The following is a 16,723-nucleotide window of genomic DNA, read 5'->3' as shown; positions in this document are numbered from 1 at the left end:
TCAGCACTTCTCGACTTCGACAGGCACCGGCATGCCGTCCACCGGCGGCGTCGGCTCCGGCGCGATCTCCTCGGCCTTCTCACCGATCGCGACGCGCACGCTGCGGATCACCGGCAACTGCCAGGCCAGCATCGGCACGCTGCCGGTGACCGGCGTGTTCTCCCCATCGGCGCCGATCGCTTCGCCTTCCAGCAGCACCTCGTTCACCAGGCGCACGCCCTGCACGCGCAGCGCCGCGGCTTCCGCGTCGCGGTCGCGCACGGCGCGTCCGAAGGGCCAGCCAGCGCCGTCGGGGCCATAGGGCGGCAGCGGCGCGAAATGCTGGCGCAGCGCGAGCTCCACCCAGCGCTTCAGCGTCTCTCCGCCCGTCCCGGGCTCGGCCTCGACCGCGACGGAGAGGTCCACCGGCACGTATTCCGGCGGCGTGACGTAGAGCTCCGTCGTCACCAGGCGCCGCGGTTCCAGATGCGCGCAGACGCGGCGCAGCATCTCGCGATCCGGCGTCGGCGTGTCGGGGGTGACCGGATCATGCGCGGGCAGCACGACGACCGTCACGGTCCCCGGCACGCCATCGGCGCGCTGCTGCGGCTTGTGGCGCGGCAAGACATGCGCGCGGCCGACCTTGCGGCCCGGAGTCTCCAGCGCGATCTCCACGAAATCCTCGGCGGCGACGGCGCGGTCATGCGTGCGCAGCGTGCGCGGGATGCGCGCGGTCGCCTCCGGGATCGTCTCGGCATCCTGGCCGCCTTCCGCGGGCAGGCTGTTCTCGCAACGCAGCCCGACGCGCGCGTTCTTCACGCGGCTGACCGCCATCGCCGGCACATTGCCGCGCGCCCCGCCGCCGGCACGGTAGCCGAGGCAGCGGATCGCCTCGCCGGGCAGCGGCATGCGGCCATGCAGCCCGTCGCCGAAGGTGATCGTGCCCTCGACCGGATCGAGCAGGTAGACGGGATCGTCCGGACCGCCGAGTGCGAGATCGTCGACCCGCGTCCACTTCTCCCAGCCCAGCGTGCCGCGCACCTGCACCAGCTCGCTGTCCTGCAGCATCGGCGCCTTGGAGAGCCGCACCATCTGCGCCGGCCGTCCATCACCATGGCCGAGCAGTTCGGGCGCGGCGGTGACGGCCTGCGTGGCGGAGAGGCCATTGCCCTCTACCAGGCGCAGCCGGATCGGCGGATGCGCGGCCTCGATACGCCGCAGGCTGACCCAGGCCAGCACGCGCGCGGCCTGCTTCGGATCATCCAGCCGGGGCGGCAGCGGGCCGACGCCGAGCAGGTCCGGATCAGGCGGATCGAAGCTGTCCTCCGTCCAGTCGCCCAGAACCGGCACGCCGCCGCGCATGTCCGGCAGGCGCAGGCGCAGCGTGCCGGAGCGCGTCAGCCCCTCGGTCCTGTCGTCCACGATGGACAGCCGCTCGAACGCCGCGCGGTCCACGCGCTTCGAGGCGCCGTGGAAGCGGCCGGTTGAGATTTCCGCGCGTACCGGCCAGGGCGTGGCGGCCGTGCCGGGATCGGGGCAGCGCAGCACGTCGGCCGGGCCGCACAACGCGTCATCGGTGCGCACGCCGAGGTTCAGGATGCGGCCCGAGATGCGTTCGCGCAACACCGCGAGCGCCTCCGCCGGTGTGCGCGGGGCGAGCGCTGCCAGCGCATCCTCGGGCGCGAGGAGGCACAGCCACAGCCGCCCGTCCAGCGTGCCCGCGCTGCTGGTCGGCGCCGGCAGCACGCCACCCTGCACCGCCGGCATCGGCACCGTCTGATAGGCCGAGAGCGTGCCCGGCGCGCTGCCGAGATGCGATTCCAGAAGCTGCGTGACGGCCTCCGTACCCTCGGCGGGCACCGCCTCGTCGTGGCGCGCCTTCACGAAGCCCGCGACCTCCAGCGGCAGGACGGTGATCTCCTCGTCGGCCTCGAAGGAGACGGGACCAGCCGCGCATTCCAGCCGCGGCGCGGTCGGCGAGAAATCCGGCGTCTCCGCATCGATGCCGCCCTTCGGCAGCATCAGGCGGAGCTGCACCCGCGCCGGAATGGCAGGCCGCGGCGGCAGGTTCAGCAGCTTGAGGAAGGCGAGCTTCGCCGCTTCCGGCGCGCGGTTCAGCCGATAGAGCAGGTTGTCGCCGAGGAAGGCGAAAAGCTCGATCAGCGTGACGCCGGGATCGGTCGGGCTGTGGTCCGTCCATTCCGGCGCATGCACGGGAATGCGCCGCACCAGCTCCTCGCGCAGATCCTGCCAGGATCGGTCGTCCAGACGGGGTGGCTGGATCGCCATGCCTCAGCCTCCTCCCTGCAGGTTCAGCCCGACCGTCGCGGCCTGCGGCACCGCGCTGCCGGGGATGCGGAAGCGCACGGTGATCTCCAACCGCTCGGGTTCGCGCGGCGCGGTCATGATCTCGACGCCTTCCAGCTTCAGTCGCGGCAGGTCGCGCGCCATCGCCTCCTCGATCGTCAGGCGCATGCGCGTCCGCGTTTCCAGGCTGTTCGGCTGGAACAGGAAGCGGCGCAGGCCTGCGCCGAAGAGGGGACGGCCGATGCGCTCGCCGGGTTCGGTCAGCAGCACCGCGCGCACCGCCTGGTCGGCGGCCTCGGGGTCCGCGATCCAGCCCCAGCCGGTCGGGCCGACCAGTGGCAGACGGACGCCGCGCAGCGGCTTGGCCTGGGTTCCGATCATGACGATTTCTTCGGCACGGGGATGGGGATGCAGAACTTCAGCAGCAGCATCCAGAAGAAGCCCGGCAGGATGATCAGGATGGAGAAGATGATGCTGAACAGGATGAAGGCGCAGATGGTCAGCACGGGGATGCCGAAGCTGCAGATCCAGCCGATGCCCCAGGCGCGCTTGGTGTCCTCCGGCTCCTCGCCGGTGATGTAGCTGCTGTTCGGCGGCGCGGCGAAGGCGGCGAAGGGTTTTGCCCGGGCTTTCGCCATGCGGGGGATGTCGCGGATCAGCTTGGGGATGTCCGGCAACTGCACCGTGGCGGGCTTTGCGCCGAGGATGTCCGTGGGTTCCGCGATGGAGAAGGGCTCGCTGCCGAGCGTCCAGACGATCGTCTCCCTCTCGCATTTGTCGCGTCCGGCCACGCGCGCCCAGCACCAGACGGCATAGAGACTGTCATGGTCGTAGCGCTTGCGCGGGACGCGCGCCTCGTCGCGGGCGACGCGCAGCGCCACCGCCTGGTCTGCGTAGCGCGCGGCCAGCGAGATGCCGAGCGAGGCGATAGCCAAGGCGTTCGGCGCCGCGCCGGGCAGTCCGAGCAGGCCGCGCGCGGGCTGTTCCAGCACTTCGAGCCCCTGCGCGCGCAGGATGGTCGCGGCGGAGGACCCGCCGGTGAGCTGGCCGATGCGGCTGGCGATGTTCGTCGCGCGCGTGCCCAGGCGCTGCGTCTGTTCCTCGTCGAAGGCGGTGCCGGCGGGGGCCACGGCGGTCTCGAAGTCGGCGAAGGCGTCCTCCAGGCGGCGCGCGGCCGCATGCGCGTTGGCAGCGCGAAGATCGCCCGTGGCCGGCGGCGTGCGTTGGTCCAGCGGCGGCCACGTCGGCGCATCCGGCGTGCCGCGCCATGCCTCGAGCCCGAGCGAGGCGGCGATCTCCTCGCCCAACGCGCCGGGTGTGCCGGCCGGCACGCCGGTCTGGAAGGCGATCAGCGATGCGGTCTCGGCGTCCGGCCCGAACATCTGCCGCCGGAGCGAGGCGGCGAGCGCAATGCGCATCACGCGCAGCCGCAGCAGGGCGCAGGCCCAGAGCACGCCGGCATCCTCGGGGTTCACGCCGACGGTGACGCCACCGGTCGCCGGCGGCACCGGCGTGCCGTCGCGGAAGGCCGCCGCGACCTGCCGCAGCCGGTCATCGAGCAGGATGCGCCAGGACGGGCGGTTGGCGGTGTAGTTCTCGGCACCCCAGGTCGAGCCGAAGCGCTCCGCGCGAAGGCTGCCATCGCCGGCCCAGCTTCCGAGCAGGTCGCGCGCGCGGCCCAGCCAGAGCCCGGCGGTCTCAGGATCATCCGCGTCGAGCGCATCCGCGTCGACGCTGGCCGGCGCCAGCACCGTGAAGCCGGCAGCCAGCATGGCGCCCAGCATCCGATCCAGCGCGGTCGCGACCGCCTGGTCCGCGGTGCCGGCCGGCGGTCCGCCGCTGCCGATGAAGCCGTCCACGATGTTCCAGGCGTTGGCGATCTCGGCAGAGGTCGGCGCAGCCGGCAGGATGGTGGCGTCCAGCAGATCGGTCAGCGCATCATTGATCGTCGTCGCCATCGTCGGTGCGGCAAGCGCGGCCTCCGCTACGGTGTCGGCCGCGCGCTGCTGCAGGGCCGCGACCGTCTCGGTGGGCGAGAGCGGGGCCGCATCGCCGGCCTGCTCGGCTGAGGAGAAGACCGGCAGATAGCCGTACACCGTGCAGTGTCGTGCCGCCGTGCCATCGGCCGCGTCGGGCTGCAGCAAGGCGAGCTTCGCGCTGTCCAGCGCCGCCGGCAGCGGGGCGTCGGCGGCAAGCCCGAGCCGCGCGCGCAGCGCGACCTCCTGCCCGGCAAAGGCGCCCGCGGCCACCGCCTGCGGATCGAGCTGAGCCAGAGGCAGCGCAAGCTCGGTCCAGACGCCGCGCCTGCCATCGGCACTGATCCAGTCCTCCCAGCGTTCGCGCGTGCGATCCGGCCGCAGCCGCCGCACGACCGCGCCGGAGGCGACGATCCGCCCGCGGTCCACCGGCGGGAAGCCGAGGCGCCGGCAGACCAGGTCGAAGGCGACGAAGGTGAAGCGCTGGTGGAGGGGCAGGTAGAGCTTGCGCAGCCAGGGCGGGTTGCCCGCGGGGATGCCGTCGCCTGGGAGGCCATCATCCTCGATGGCGAGCGGCTCGGCGCGTGTCAGCGTGGCTGGATAGAGCGCGCCGCCCGCGGCATCGAGCACGCCGGAGGGCGGCTCCGACCAGTCCCGCCAGGGCAGCAGCTTCGGCAGCTTCTCGGCGTTGCCGACAGCGGCCAGGAAATCCTCGACGAAGTTCGTGCCGTCGAAGCTCAGCAGCGGCGGCCTTGCGGCCTGCGGCATCGCCGTGCCGCGCAGGAAGAAGGGCGTCGCGGCGACCAGTGTCTCGCGCGGTTGGTGCTTCACCGCGGGAACGATCAGGCGCCGTCGCGCACGGGGGGCGAGGTCTAGCGGCATCACCAGACGTTCCCGGCGCCGGGCGTGTAGCTGGAGCTGATGACCGCATTGGTGATCAGCGTGTCGCATTGCACCACGCCGGAGAAGCGGCTCATCCCCGCATCCACCTGCACCATGCCCGCGCTGACCGAAAGCTGCGCCGGCGCGTTGATGGTCACCTTCGTGTTGGCGGTGATCTCGACATTGCCCGCCGCATCCATCTTCAGCGTCACGCCGTTGGTGTGCGTGAGCGTCACGGTGCCGCCCGAAGCGTCGTCCAGCGTCAGCGTGTGGCCGCCCTGCGTCTCCACCTCCACCTTCTCGGCGCCGGCGGTGTCGTCCAGCAGCACGCGGTGGCCGGAGCGCGAGGTGATGGAGCGCAGGTTGTTCTGCCCGTCCATCGTCTCCGGCGGCGCGTCCACGCCGTTCCACAGCGCGCCGATCACATAGGGCCGGCTGGCGTCGCCGCCGTGGAAGGCCACCAGCACCTCGTCGCCGGGTTCCGGGACGAACCAGGTGCCGCGGTCGGCGCCGGCCATCATCGTGGCCAGCCGCGCCCAGGCCTGCGCATTGGCGGCATCGGCGCCGAGCCAGGGCAGTTCCACCTTCACGCGGCCTTGGCCGTCGGGGTCCTGCACGTCGCGCACCAGTGCGGGATAGACGCCGGCGAGGACGGGGCGGCTGAAGCCGCCGAAGTCGAGCGGGGTCATGCGCCAGCCTCCAGCGCGGCGCGGCAGGCCTCGAATTCCGTGCGGTAGCCCGATGCCTGGTCGAAGCTGTGGCGCACCGCCGTCACCTCCCACACGCCGGAGAACCAGGCACCGAGGTCCAGCAGTTCCACCCGCCCGCCGACGCGCAGCGTGGGCGTGCCGCGCGTCACGCCGCGGCCGCGGATGAAGCTGCGGGCGCGATGCTGCATGCGGGCCTCGGCGAGGCGCCTTGCCTCGTCGGTGCTGGCGGGCGCGTCGAGATGCAGGTCCTCCGGCGCCTCGCCCCAGGCCTCCTGCACGATCTCGGCGCCGGTGCGGCCCTGGCCCTCGGCGGCGGCGCGGGCGGTGTCGGTGCCGGCTTCCTCGGTGATCGCCTGCTTGCCCGCCACGTCCCAGCCATGCACGCGCACCGCGCTGCGCTGCTCGGCCAGGTCGGCCTTCAGCTCGAAGCGGATCAGCTCGTTCAGGCGGGTGAGCGTCACCGGGCGGGCGCCGTCGCTCTGCGTCGTCACCTTCACCGCGCCGTCCCGCAGCGTGATGCGCGCATCCAGCGCGCGGGCGCGTTCGCGCAGCAGGAACAGCTCGCTCTGGCCGACCTGCCAGCGCTGGGTGTGGGTCGGGCCATCCGCCTGCACATCGGCGCGCAACCCAGCATCCTGGACGAGCTGGTTCAGGATGTCGGAATCGCTGCTCTGCTCGAAGACGCGGGATCGGCGCTTCAGGCGAAGCTGCGCCAGCTTGTCCTCGGCCAGGATCGTGATCTCCGGCGGGCGCTGTTCGGGATACAGCGCGCCGATGGCGTTGATGGTGCCGTCGAACACCGTCTCGCGGCTTCCGCCGACATCGAAGGCGATGGCGATGGACTTGCCGAAGTCCAGGCGGCTGCGGTCGAAATGCACGAAGCCGGGGCTGCTGGCGCCTTCCGCCGCGCCGAAATTCAGGAACACCGCTTCCAGCTCGTCCACGCCGTTGCTGTCCGCGCGCGTCTCCAGCCGGATCAGGTCGCGCACCAGCGCGCTGTCCTCCCGCCCGTCCACGGAGATGACGGGCCTTGCGCCGACCAGCAGGGGCGGGCCGTCGGTCATCGCTGCGGCAGCCTGCGGCGGAGTTCGCGCTCAAGCTCCTCCGCGATGATCTCGCGGATGGCCGCGCGCAACTCCTCCACCTGCACCTCCAGCGGCTGGCTGCCGGCCTCCGCGGTCTGCGTGCCGCCGCCGGAGGAAGCGGCGCCGCGGTCCACGCTGATGTCGGTATCCACCTGGCCGATGATCACGGGCATGGTTCAGCCCCCGCCGCAGCGCGCGCAGCCGCAGCCACCGCCACAGCCGCAGCCGGAGGTCCTGCTGGCCGCCACGGCGACGAAGCGCGGGGCGGCGGTGCCGAGCGCTTCCCAGCGCGGGCGGCGATCGCCGGTGATATCCATCTCGCGCGGCACGCTGCGGATCGCCTGCGGGGCGATGCCGGTCGGCGCGCGCGGCAGCACGGGCGGTGGCGAGCCGCGCGGCGCCAGCGGGGTCACCGCGTCCGGCGTGTTGGGCGCGGCCAGCGCGATACCAGCGGCACGCTGCGACAGCACGATGGCCGCCAGGCCCGCAGCCTGGCTGCCGGGCGCCGGGCCTTCCGGCGCCCAGGGGCTCGGCGCGGCAGGGATGGCTCCCTTCACCGCCGCGGCGGTGCCGCCGCCGCCGGAACCGCTGCTGCCCGATGGTGTCGAGGCAGTGATGCCCGCCTTGCCCGCGGTCGCGCCGCCGGTGCCGAGGGCCGAGGCGCCGAACAGATCCACCGCCGCATCCGCCGAGAGCGATACGCCCGCACCCGCGGAAAGCCCGACATCGACCGACAGGCCGAGCTCCGCCTGGAGCGAGATGTCGGCCGAGAACCCGGCGGAGAATTCCGCGGAGAAGCCCGCCGAGAAGCTGGCGGAAAACCCTGCCGAGAAGCCCGCCGACAGCCCGAGCGAGAAGCCGCCGCTCAGGTCGAACAGGCTGTCCGCGCCGGCCGCGCTGGCCGCATCGCGCATGCTGCTGGGGCTTGGTCCCGCCGCAGCCTGCGCGCGCGCGCGGTCCTGACTGTCGATCTCGTAGCGGAACTCCTGCTCTGTCAGCGTGATCTGCACCTTGCTGCGCAGCGGCACGCCGCCCGGGGAGAAATAGTCGAAGGTCTCCTGGTACTGCGTGATCAGCCCGTTGAAGATGATGCTGCCCCAGCGGAACTGCACGCGCTTCGGCGCCGGCTGGCTGTTGCCGCCGCTGCCCTGCTCGCTCTCCGCCGCCTGGATCAGCAGCGCGAGCGGTCGCGTGCGCAGGCGGACATCCAGCTCCTCCTCCTGGATCGGCGCGCGGCCATCCTCGCCGTCGCGCGGGCGCGTGCTGTCGAAGGTGGCCTCGAAGGAGAGCGTCGCCGAGGAGGCGCCGACATTCTGCACCTGCTGCCGCCCCTGGCGGGACCGGTCGCGCGACTGCCCGGCGCTGGTCTTGAGCGTCAGCGTCTCCGGATTGAAGTCCAGCGGCACGGCCAGGTCGTCCTGCGGCTCGGTGCCGGCGTCGTTGAAGGGCACGATGCTGGCGCGACGGAACTGCGCGGTCATGACGCGAGCTCCCGCGCAAGACCTTCATGCGCGATGTGCAGCTCCTCGATCGCGACGTCGGTCGCGCCCTTGGCGGCCAGGTCGGCCGACTTCACCTTGGTCACCAGGCCGCGCGTGAAGGACCACACCGCCTGCGGATCGCCGCGCGGGCCTTCGGGTCCGAACACGGTGATAGCGCCGGAGACATAGGGCAGGGGGAAAGTGCCGTCGGTGCAGCGCTGGATCCACGCCCAGAACGCATCGTCCAGCGTGACGCCGCGCTTCAGCACCAGCGCCGGCGAACTCACCTTGCCCGGCAATTGCCGGACGCCGAGGTTGTACCCGCCTTCCCGCAGCGCGGTCATCTCGATGTTGAGCTCGAGGCCCGTCACCTCGCTGAAGGCGCCGCGTGCGGCGGCCGGGCTGCCATCGGCCAACCCCTCGTCGCCACCGAAGCCGGAGACGGTGATCTCGACGGTGAAGTTGAAGCGCGTGAGGAAGGAATCACTCATCCTTCCACCTCCAGCGCCGCGCCGAGGCCCGCGCGGACCAGGCGGAAGACGATGAACTCCGCCGGCACCGCCGGCGCCACGCCCACGAGCAGGATGACCTGCCCGCTGTCGCGTGCGTTGAGCGGCGTGGTCATCGCATCGCAGCGCGCGAAATAGGCTTCCCGCGCAGTGCGGCCCGCCAGCCCGCCCGCGTCGAAGACCGCGCGCAGCCGCTGCGTCGCGGTGCGCACCAGCCCGGCCCAGAGCACATGGTTGTTCGGCTCGAAGGGCGCCCACTCCAGGTCCCGGGCGATCTGCAGCTTCAGCCAGTCCACCAGGCGGCGGACGGAGATGTGCGTCCAGTCGCGGTCGAGCGAGGTGGTGCGGCTGCCCAGCAGCATCAGCCCGCGCTCGGTCGGGCGGATCACGTCCACTCGTTCCTCATGCAGGAAGCCGGCATCGGGCAGGCCGGGATCGTCCGCGACCGCAAAGGCGCTGCGCAGTTGCTGGTTGGCCGGTGCGCTCCAGGGGTGGCCGGCGATCTCGACGCGCGCGGCGATGCCCGCGGCGACGCAGGCCGGCGGCAGCACGACCGGGGCGGCGCGCGGATCGCCCGCATCCGGCGCCAGCAGCCAGGGCGCATACAGCGCGGCGCGGTCGGAGGCGAGCGCGCGCCGCCACGCGCCGATGTCGCCCGGCGTCAGCCGCGGCGGCAGATCGAGCAGCGCGACACGCGCGCCATGCGCCTCGCACGCCGCGACCACCGCCGCCTGGGTCTGCCGCAGATCGTCCAGGTCCTGGCCCAGCCAGCGATAGTCCAGCACGGGCCGCGCGACGATTGCGGCCGGCGGGATGCAGACGCCGAAGCAGGGTGCGCCAGGTTCCGGTGCGGGATCGGACGCGGCAGGCTCCGCCGGGGCCGGGTGCAGCAGGTCCGGCAGGACGATCAGCGCGGCCGGCGAGAAGGGCTGCTTCGAATCCCATTCGCCAAGCGCATCCAGCGCAGCGGGCCGGTTGGCGAAGACGAGGAAGCGATGATCCGCGTCGCCCGCGAGATGCGAGGGCGTGATGCCCGCCGGCTCCAGGAAGTGATGACGCCGCGTCGTCTCCGCCGCGTCCCGTCCCCGGCGCACCGGCGGCAGGTCGGCGCCGGCGGCGAGCAGGCCTTCGGGCGCGGCGAGCAGATCCTCGCTGGGGTACAGCCAGGCGTCGCGCTGCAACGCGGAAGGACGCAGGAACTCCGAGCCGGCGGGATCCTCGGGTCCACCCCAGATGCGGTCTGGAGAGCCGGCTTCCGTCTCGGGGTCGCTGCCATCGACGGGCGGAGGCAACAGCATCTCCGACGCGGCGCGGCGCCCGATCAGGCGCGGCAGGAAGCGCGGATGGTCCGCGTGCAACCCTGCTTCGTCCCAGGACTCCACCACCTGGCCATCCAGCGTGATGGCAAGCGAGAGCAGCACCTCCTCCGCGCCGGTCGCGCTGGCCGCCTGCCGGAAGCCAGCGGGTGGCTCGGGTGTGAGCGTCAGGCGCACCGTCCCACGTCCCGCGGGCTCAACCGCAGAGACGCGCGTCACATGCCAGCTTCGCACGCCGAACCGCGTGCCGGGCAGGCGCAGCGTGGTGCCGGGCAGGCCGCGATGCGCCGGCGCCAGCCAGCGGCGCTGCCACACCGGCGCGCCGCCGCCTTGGGGTGTCACCCAGCCGAAGTCGCGCACCAGCGGCAGCGCGCGCCGGCGCGCGGCCAGGCGCAGCAGCATCCGGTTGCCCCAACTGCCGGGATTGCGGGCGGCGATGCGCACAGCGCGGCGGGCGGGGGTTGCGCTGTACACCGCGACGCCCGGCAGGATGAACCGCGTGGTGCGGGCGTTGCGGTGGTCCATGCAGCGGATCGCGATGCACCGGCGCCCGCCTTCGGCGAAGAAGGCGCGCACCGCCTGAGGCAGCTTGAGCCCGCCGACTGCGCCGCCGAACAACCGCGTGAACTCGGCGAAGCTCTCCAGCGGCACGGGCGTGTTCACCGGCCCGCGCTCCGCCAAGCCGATCAGGCAGGCCGTGTCGAGCCGGACGATGCGCGGCACCGCCGCGGTCGCGCGCGCTTCGTACACGCCAGGCGGAAGGCCCGGCCGGTACAACGCGCCCGCAGCGAAGTCCGCGCGGCGAAGGGAGGCGCTCATGGCAGCCTCACTCCATGCTGATGTCCTCGCAGACCAGCGCCAACTCCTCCATCGCCACGTCCGTGCCGCCCTTCGCGGCGAGCGTCGGTCCTGTCAGCTTGGAGGGCTTCGCGTTGATCAGCTTCCAGGTCATCACGACGTCGGAGCGGTCCTCGCTCAGCAGTTCCACCACCACCGTCGCCTTCGCGTCCTGGCGGCCCTGCCGGGCCTGGTCGATCCACTGGTAGAGATCGAGCCGCCCGATCAGGCCGCGCTTCAGCGTGACGTCGCCGGCCTTGTACATCAGGCCCACCTTGCGCGGCCGGTTCGCGGCGTCGGTGCCGTCGCGGTAGTCGGCGTAGGTCATTTCCGTGGAAAGCCCCGACACGTCGGAAAATCCCGCCTTGATCTCGGTGCCCGAGCTCGGCGTGATCGTGACCTTGAAGTTGAACGCCCCATAGGGGTCGTCGCGTGTCACAGCCATGATGCGTAGTCCCCCGTTTCCATGTCGCGGCCCGATTCAGACCTCCGGGCCATCCGGCCCTCCGGTCATCGGACCGCAGCCCGTCAGACGATCGAGGCGTCGGCCGTCCATTGGCCGATGCGGAAGATGACGAATTCGGCCGGCTTGGTCGGCGCCACGCCGATCAGGCAGACCAGCCTGCCATTGTCGAGGTCGGACTGGCTCATCGTGGAGCGGTCGCACCGCACCCAGTACGCTTCCTCCGGCTTCGTTCCCATCAGCGCGCCGCTGCGCCAGACGTCGTAGAGGAAGCTCTCGATGGTCAGCCGGATCTTCAGCCACAGCGTCTCGTTGTTCGGCTCGAACACGGCCCACTGGGTGCCGCGGTCGATCGAGTGTTCCATGAAGATGAACAGCCGCCGGACGTTGATGTAGGTCCATTCCGGGTCGCTCGTCATCGTCCGCGCGCCCCACACGCGGTAGCCGCGGCCTTCGAAGAAGCGGAGGCAGTTGATGCCCTCCGGGTTCAGCACGTCCTGCTCGCCCTTGTTGACGGGGCGGGAGAACCGCAGGATCCCACGCACCACCTCGTTCGCGGGCGCCTTGTGCACGCCGCGCTCGATGTCGCTGCGGGCGTAGATGCCGGCCATGGCGCCTTCCGGGCTCAGCAGCAGCGTCTCGCCGGTGAGGCCGGCCGGGCGCGGCACGACGAGCCACGGGTAGTAGTGCGCGGCATAGGTGCTGTCGTGCTGGCCGCGTGCTTCCCGGATGGCAGCGGAATCGGCGTCGGACGGGCCGGCGACGATGCCGAAGCGATAGCGCATGCGCTCGCAATGCGAGATCACCGCGCCGCGCACAAGCTGCGCCTCGTCGTCGTCGAGCGCGGCGCCGCCGGGGGCGGCGACGATGGCGATGTCCTCGATCTCCTCCAGCGCCACCAGGCCGGTGGCCTCGTGCCCCGCGCCCTCGCCGGTGAAGAGTTCGGAATCGGCAAGCCCGCCATCCACGCCGCCGGTCAGCGAGATGGGCGAGGCGCTGATCATCGCGGCCGCCAGCCCACCGGCGAATTCGGCGCGCTGCGCCGGCGTGGTGGGCAGCGTGCCCGCGTCGAAGAAGATGCGGTTGGTGCGGTCGGGCGGCGGGCCGACGCCGGCATCGTGGTCCTCATGCCGCAGCACGCGGCCGATGAAGACGTCGGAGTCCGGATGCGGCGACAGCCCCGCATGGTTGTCGGATCGGTCGCCGGTGGAGCCGTCGCCATTCGGCTGCACCAGCAGCGACAGCGTGACCTTCTGCACGCTGACCAGCCCCGCCGCGTTCAGGTCGAGCGTGCCGCCCGCGCCGGTCAGCACCGGCCTGCCGGTGGCATCCAGCGAGACGGCCCAGAGCGCATTCGCCGTCAGCGACTGCGTGCCCGTCGCCGCCACCGTGCGGTCCTTGGCGGCGGTGTTGTTCGATTCCACCAGGTCGCCCGGCCGCACGCCGGCCAGGCTGCGGTTCGGCGCCGCGCCGGTCAGCAGGTTGCCGCTGCGCGTGCCCGTCACGCGCACGACCACATTGCCGGCACGGCCGGGGAAGCGCGCGCGGATGAAGCGATCCGCCGCCAGTACCGACAATGCCGCGGAGGAGGCGCGCGCGTCGTCCGCATCCTGCCCGGCGAGCGGGCTGAAGATGCGCGAGACATAGACGCGCTTGCCGCCATTCTCGAAGAAGTGGCGCACGGCGAAGGCGAGGTGGTTCGTCGTCAGCCCCTCGGTCAGCACCAGGTCCTGGCTGTCGCCGAAGTAGCGCTGGAACTCCTCGAAGGAGGTGATGAGCTGCGGCGCGCCGGAAACCGGCCCGAACCGTGCCTGCCCGACGAATCCCGCCGTGGAGGTCGCGACCCCCTCGATGGATTTCGCGCGGTAGGAGGTTTCCTCCACATAGACGCCAGGGGCCAGGTATTCGGGCATGCGCGTGCCTCCTCAGGCCAGTTCGATGTCCCAGCGGGTCTGGGTACCGCCGAAGATCGGGAGCGTGGGGTCGTCGCCGGGTGGGCCGACGCGCGGGACGCCACGCGAATCCCGCAGCGAGAAGGGACGGCGTTCCAGCACTGCGCCGGGCGCGTCAGGATTGATGGCGTCGCGTTCCGCCGGCAGCGCGGCCAGGAAATCCTCCGCCAAGGCCGCGGCCAGCGGCGCCCGCGGCGCATGCACCACAAGCTGCCGCGTCGCGCGCCAGGGCGGGTCGCCACCGATCGTATCCGGCCGCTCGCCGGGCAGGCGGAGGGCGTAGCTGCCGTCGGCCGCGCTCCAGGTCAGGTGCCGGCGCACGACGCCATCGACATAGGCGGTGATCATCAGCCGCGCGAGCCCGATCGGGCGCCCTGCCGCATCGCGCACCTGGCCCCAGGCGGCGGTGGTGCCGGGCACCAGCGGGGCGGTGGGCGCAACGTGCAACTCGACCTCGCGCAGCAGCGGGCGCGGCGCCATGTCCGGCTGCGCGATCCCGGCTTCGAGGCGCTGCCGCACCGCCCTCCGGTCGGGCACCGTCACGGTGAAGGCTGCAGGCAGGAAGCGGCCGGCTGGGTCGGTCACCAGCAGCCGCCGCGGGCCGGGCGGCAGGCGCAGGAAGCCGTAGAGACCCGTCTCGGCATGCCAGCCCGGTTGTTCCGGTGATTCGGCGGCGCTGACGCTCAGCCCCTCGATCGCCGGACCGGCGGGCGGACGCAGCATCGCGACATGGCGCAGCGGGCGCAGCGCCAGCACGCCGAGCGCGACAATGCGGTCCACGCGATGGCCGGCGGCGAAGGCCAGGGCGGTGCTCATGTCGGCACGGCCGGTATGCCGACGAGTGTCCGCGTCTCCACCATCGGCGCATCCGTGCGCTCGACGGGCGCGAGACGCACCGTGCGGACGAGATAAGGCATGGAGAGCAGCGGCGGCCCCTCGAACCCGTCCCACAGCCGCAGGAAATCCTCGTTCTCCAAAGGCTCGGGGCTGATCTGCAGCGCGACGCCGGGCTCCCATGCATAGGAGGTCGAGAGCATCGGCCCGGACACCACGGCAAAGCGGTCGAGCACCTGCATGCAGCGGCCGAGCATCACCTGCTCGCCTTCCGCCGAGTTCAACCCCCAGACGATCAGCAGATAATGCAGTTCGAGCCCGAGCGCCGTGCGCGCCGGCGCGGTGGGCGACAGCCGCGGGAGGTCGAGATGCCGGCGCGTCTGATCCAGCCCGACGCGATAGAGCATCAGGCCGACGCGGTTCTGCAGCGTGGGGCGCACGTCGCGGGAGGACATCGCCTGCACCGTGTAGCCATCCAGTCCGCCACCCTCGGTGAGGCGCGTCCGGAGAAGCTGCACCAGGCTGTCGGTGGCGCCGGCGATGGACACGGCCCGCAACGCCTTTCTGCTGCCATCCCGCGCGCCGGAAACCCGGGCGCGCGGCGCGAGAGGATTTCCTCGTCGTGCGCTACAAGGTTACGGCGCGGTGTTCACGCGGCGCAACCAAGAATCTTTCCACGTTCCCGAACTGTCCTCTGCGGGTTGCGCTGCGCCGCACGCCTTCACGCGCGCGGTTTCCGCGCGCACGGGCTCGTGCGATCGAGAGAAATGCAGGCGCCTGCGTCCCATATCGCGAAATCGTGAAGCGCTTGCTGCGCTGCACGATTCGCGTGGGCCGGTGCTCAGTTCAGCCGCGTCGCATGGGTGATCGGCGGGCCGAGATTCATCGAGCCTTCCAGCCGGTAGCCGAGGTCGAGCGTGCCACGCCGCACCCACACCTGGCGCAGGTCGAACAGCGGCACGCTGCAGCCCGCCTCCAGGATCTTGCGCTGCGCGGTGGCCCACAGCGCCATCTGCTTCGCCTCGTCCGGCTCGGCGCGGGCGGCGTCGATCTCGGCGTCCGCCGCGTCGCAATGGGCGAAGTTCAGCGAGGCCGTCGGCTGGCCCGGCGCGCTGCGCGAATGGTACATCTGCGAGAGATAGCTGTCCGCCACCGGGAAGCGCGCGGCGCCGTAGAAGGTCATCTGCGAGAGGTTCTCGCGGATGCGCGCGTGATAGGTGGCATGCTCCACCACATCCATCTCCAGCCGGATGTTCGCGCGCCGGAGCTGCGCCTGGATCACCTCCATGATCGGAAGCTGCGCCGAGTTGGAGGACACCACCGCCTTGATCGTCACGCCATCGGCGTGCCCGGCTTCCGCCAGCAGGGCGCGCGCACGGTTCGCATCCGGCGCGAAGCGCGGCACCTGGTCCGTGCTGCCGAGATAGCCGGGCGGCACCGGGCTGGGCCAGGGCGTCGCGACGTCCAGCCCGACGAAGCGCGCGATCGCGCCGGGGTCGATCGCGTGCTGGATCGCGCGACGCACGCGCAGATCGTTCAGCGGGGCGGACCGCGTGTTGATCAGCACGGTGCGGAACTCGCCGGGCGCGAAGACCTCCACGGCCGTGTTCGGCTGCGCGCGCATGCGCTCGACCCAACGCTGTTCGCGCCGGCCGATGATCAGGTCGAGCTCGCCGGCGTTGTACGCAAGCTCGCGCGTCGCGTCGGAGGTGATGAAGCGCAGCTCGATCGCACGGATCGCCGGGCGCCCGCGGAAATGCCCGTCGAACGCCACCAGCCGTGCCGCGCCGCCGCCGGCGCGCTCCAGCCGGAAAGGTCCCGTGCCCGGCGGCTGCCCGCCGGCATCGGCGCGGCGCGAGACGATCATGCCGCCATGGTAGTTCGCAAACAGGCCGAGCGCGCCGGCGACCGGCTGGCTCAGCGTCACGCGCACCGTCATCGGGTCCACCAGGTCCACGCCCGTGACCGCCCGGTAGTCGCCGGCGAAGGCGCTGCGCTGGCGGTCGGCGGAACGGCGCAGCGAATAGACGATGTCCTCGCCTTCCAGCGGATTGCCGTCGTGGAAGCGCACGCCCTGACGCAGCCGGAAGGTGAAGGTGCGGCCATCGGCGGAGCGTTCGAAGGATTCCGCCAGGTCGGGCTCCAGCTTCGCCGGGTCGGCGCTGCCGGGCGGGAAGCGCACCAGCCCGTCATAGGCCCAGGATGCCGTCGCCTTGTCCTGCGTGGCCGTCGCCTTGTGCGGGTCCGTCGTGCCCATGTCCTGCGCGATCTGGCCGACGCGAAGCGTCTGCGCCTGCGCTGCCCCCGCCACCAGCACGCCCATGACCAGGGCTGTTATCGTGCGGCGCATGCCGTTTTCTCCTTCCTGCGGCTTGCAGGATGAGCCTAGGCG

General features: G+C 72.0%; 14 protein-coding genes. All 14 read right to left on the bottom strand.

The genetic code is table 11. The features are described from left to right. The 14 genes from E4T13_RS05510 to E4T13_RS05450 all read right to left on the bottom strand — a co-directional run bounded on the left by E4T13_RS05510 (nt 1) and on the right by E4T13_RS05450 (nt 16,681). Entirely contained in the window at nt 1–2,268 is a 2,268-nt protein-coding gene (locus tag E4T13_RS05510; RefSeq protein ID WP_137177199.1) for a putative baseplate assembly protein, read from the bottom strand. A gap of 3 nt (nt 2,269–2,271) precedes the next feature. Further along, nucleotides 2,272–2,667 (bottom strand): GPW/gp25 family protein, encoded by a 396-nt coding sequence (locus tag E4T13_RS29770; protein ID WP_170984818.1) that lies wholly within the window; start codon nt 2,665–2,667, stop codon nt 2,272–2,274. Then, on the bottom strand, nt 2,664–5,144 hold the full coding sequence (locus E4T13_RS29765) for a hypothetical protein (RefSeq protein ID WP_170984817.1): 2,481 nt from the start codon (nt 5,142–5,144) through the stop codon (nt 2,664–2,666). Before E4T13_RS29765 ends, E4T13_RS29770 begins: the two co-directional genes overlap by 4 nt. Further along, on the bottom strand, nt 5,144–5,833 hold the full coding sequence (locus tag E4T13_RS05500; protein WP_137177197.1) for a phage baseplate assembly protein V: 690 nt from the start codon (nt 5,831–5,833) through the stop codon (nt 5,144–5,146). Before E4T13_RS05500 ends, E4T13_RS29765 begins: the two co-directional genes overlap by 1 nt. Beyond that, nucleotides 5,830–6,918 carry a phage late control D family protein gene (locus E4T13_RS05495; protein ID WP_137177196.1) on the bottom strand — a complete coding sequence of 363 codons (1,089 nt, stop codon included), beginning with the start codon at nt 6,916–6,918 and terminating at the stop codon, nt 5,830–5,832. The genes E4T13_RS05500 and E4T13_RS05495 overlap by 4 nt, the downstream gene beginning before the upstream one ends. Beyond that, on the bottom strand, nt 6,915–7,112 hold the full coding sequence (locus tag E4T13_RS05490; RefSeq protein WP_137177195.1) for a hypothetical protein: 198 nt from the start codon (nt 7,110–7,112) through the stop codon (nt 6,915–6,917). The genes E4T13_RS05495 and E4T13_RS05490 overlap by 4 nt, the downstream gene beginning before the upstream one ends. Nucleotides 7,113–7,115: 3 nt before the next feature. Next, a complete protein-coding gene (locus tag E4T13_RS05485) occupies nt 7,116–8,420 on the bottom strand; it encodes a hypothetical protein (protein ID WP_137177194.1) in 1,305 nt (434 codons plus the stop codon). After that, nucleotides 8,417–8,911 (bottom strand): phage tail protein, encoded by a 495-nt coding sequence (locus E4T13_RS05480; RefSeq protein WP_137177193.1) that lies wholly within the window; start codon nt 8,909–8,911, stop codon nt 8,417–8,419. The genes E4T13_RS05485 and E4T13_RS05480 overlap by 4 nt, the downstream gene beginning before the upstream one ends. Beyond that, on the bottom strand, nt 8,908–11,064 hold the full coding sequence (locus E4T13_RS05475; RefSeq protein ID WP_137177192.1) for a phage tail sheath C-terminal domain-containing protein: 2,157 nt from the start codon (nt 11,062–11,064) through the stop codon (nt 8,908–8,910). The genes E4T13_RS05480 and E4T13_RS05475 overlap by 4 nt, the downstream gene beginning before the upstream one ends. Before the next feature lie 7 nt (nt 11,065–11,071). After that, nucleotides 11,072–11,527 carry a phage tail protein gene (locus tag E4T13_RS05470; RefSeq protein ID WP_137177191.1) on the bottom strand — a complete coding sequence of 152 codons (456 nt, stop codon included), beginning with the start codon at nt 11,525–11,527 and terminating at the stop codon, nt 11,072–11,074. A gap of 83 nt (nt 11,528–11,610) precedes the next feature. After that, complete coding sequence (locus E4T13_RS05465) at nt 11,611–13,458, bottom strand: phage tail sheath subtilisin-like domain-containing protein (protein WP_137177190.1); 1,848 nt, start codon at nt 13,456–13,458, stop codon at nt 11,611–11,613. 12 nt (nt 13,459–13,470) lie between these two features. Further along, a complete protein-coding gene (locus tag E4T13_RS05460; protein ID WP_137177189.1) occupies nt 13,471–14,313 on the bottom strand; it encodes a carboxypeptidase-like regulatory domain-containing protein in 843 nt (280 codons plus the stop codon). Beyond that, nucleotides 14,310–14,879 carry a DUF4255 domain-containing protein gene (locus tag E4T13_RS05455; RefSeq protein ID WP_170984816.1) on the bottom strand — a complete coding sequence of 190 codons (570 nt, stop codon included), beginning with the start codon at nt 14,877–14,879 and terminating at the stop codon, nt 14,310–14,312. Before E4T13_RS05455 ends, E4T13_RS05460 begins: the two co-directional genes overlap by 4 nt. Before the next feature lie 293 nt (nt 14,880–15,172). Continuing rightward, a complete protein-coding gene (locus E4T13_RS05450; RefSeq protein ID WP_240790993.1) occupies nt 15,173–16,681 on the bottom strand; it encodes an ABC transporter substrate-binding protein in 1,509 nt (502 codons plus the stop codon). Between the last annotated feature and the right edge of the window lie 42 nt (nt 16,682–16,723).

It is taken from the genome of Roseomonas sp. AR75, assembly GCF_005222815.1.
Lineage (GTDB): Bacteria > Pseudomonadota > Alphaproteobacteria > Acetobacterales > Acetobacteraceae > Falsiroseomonas.
This window is presented reverse-complemented; position numbering and strand designations above follow the sequence as displayed.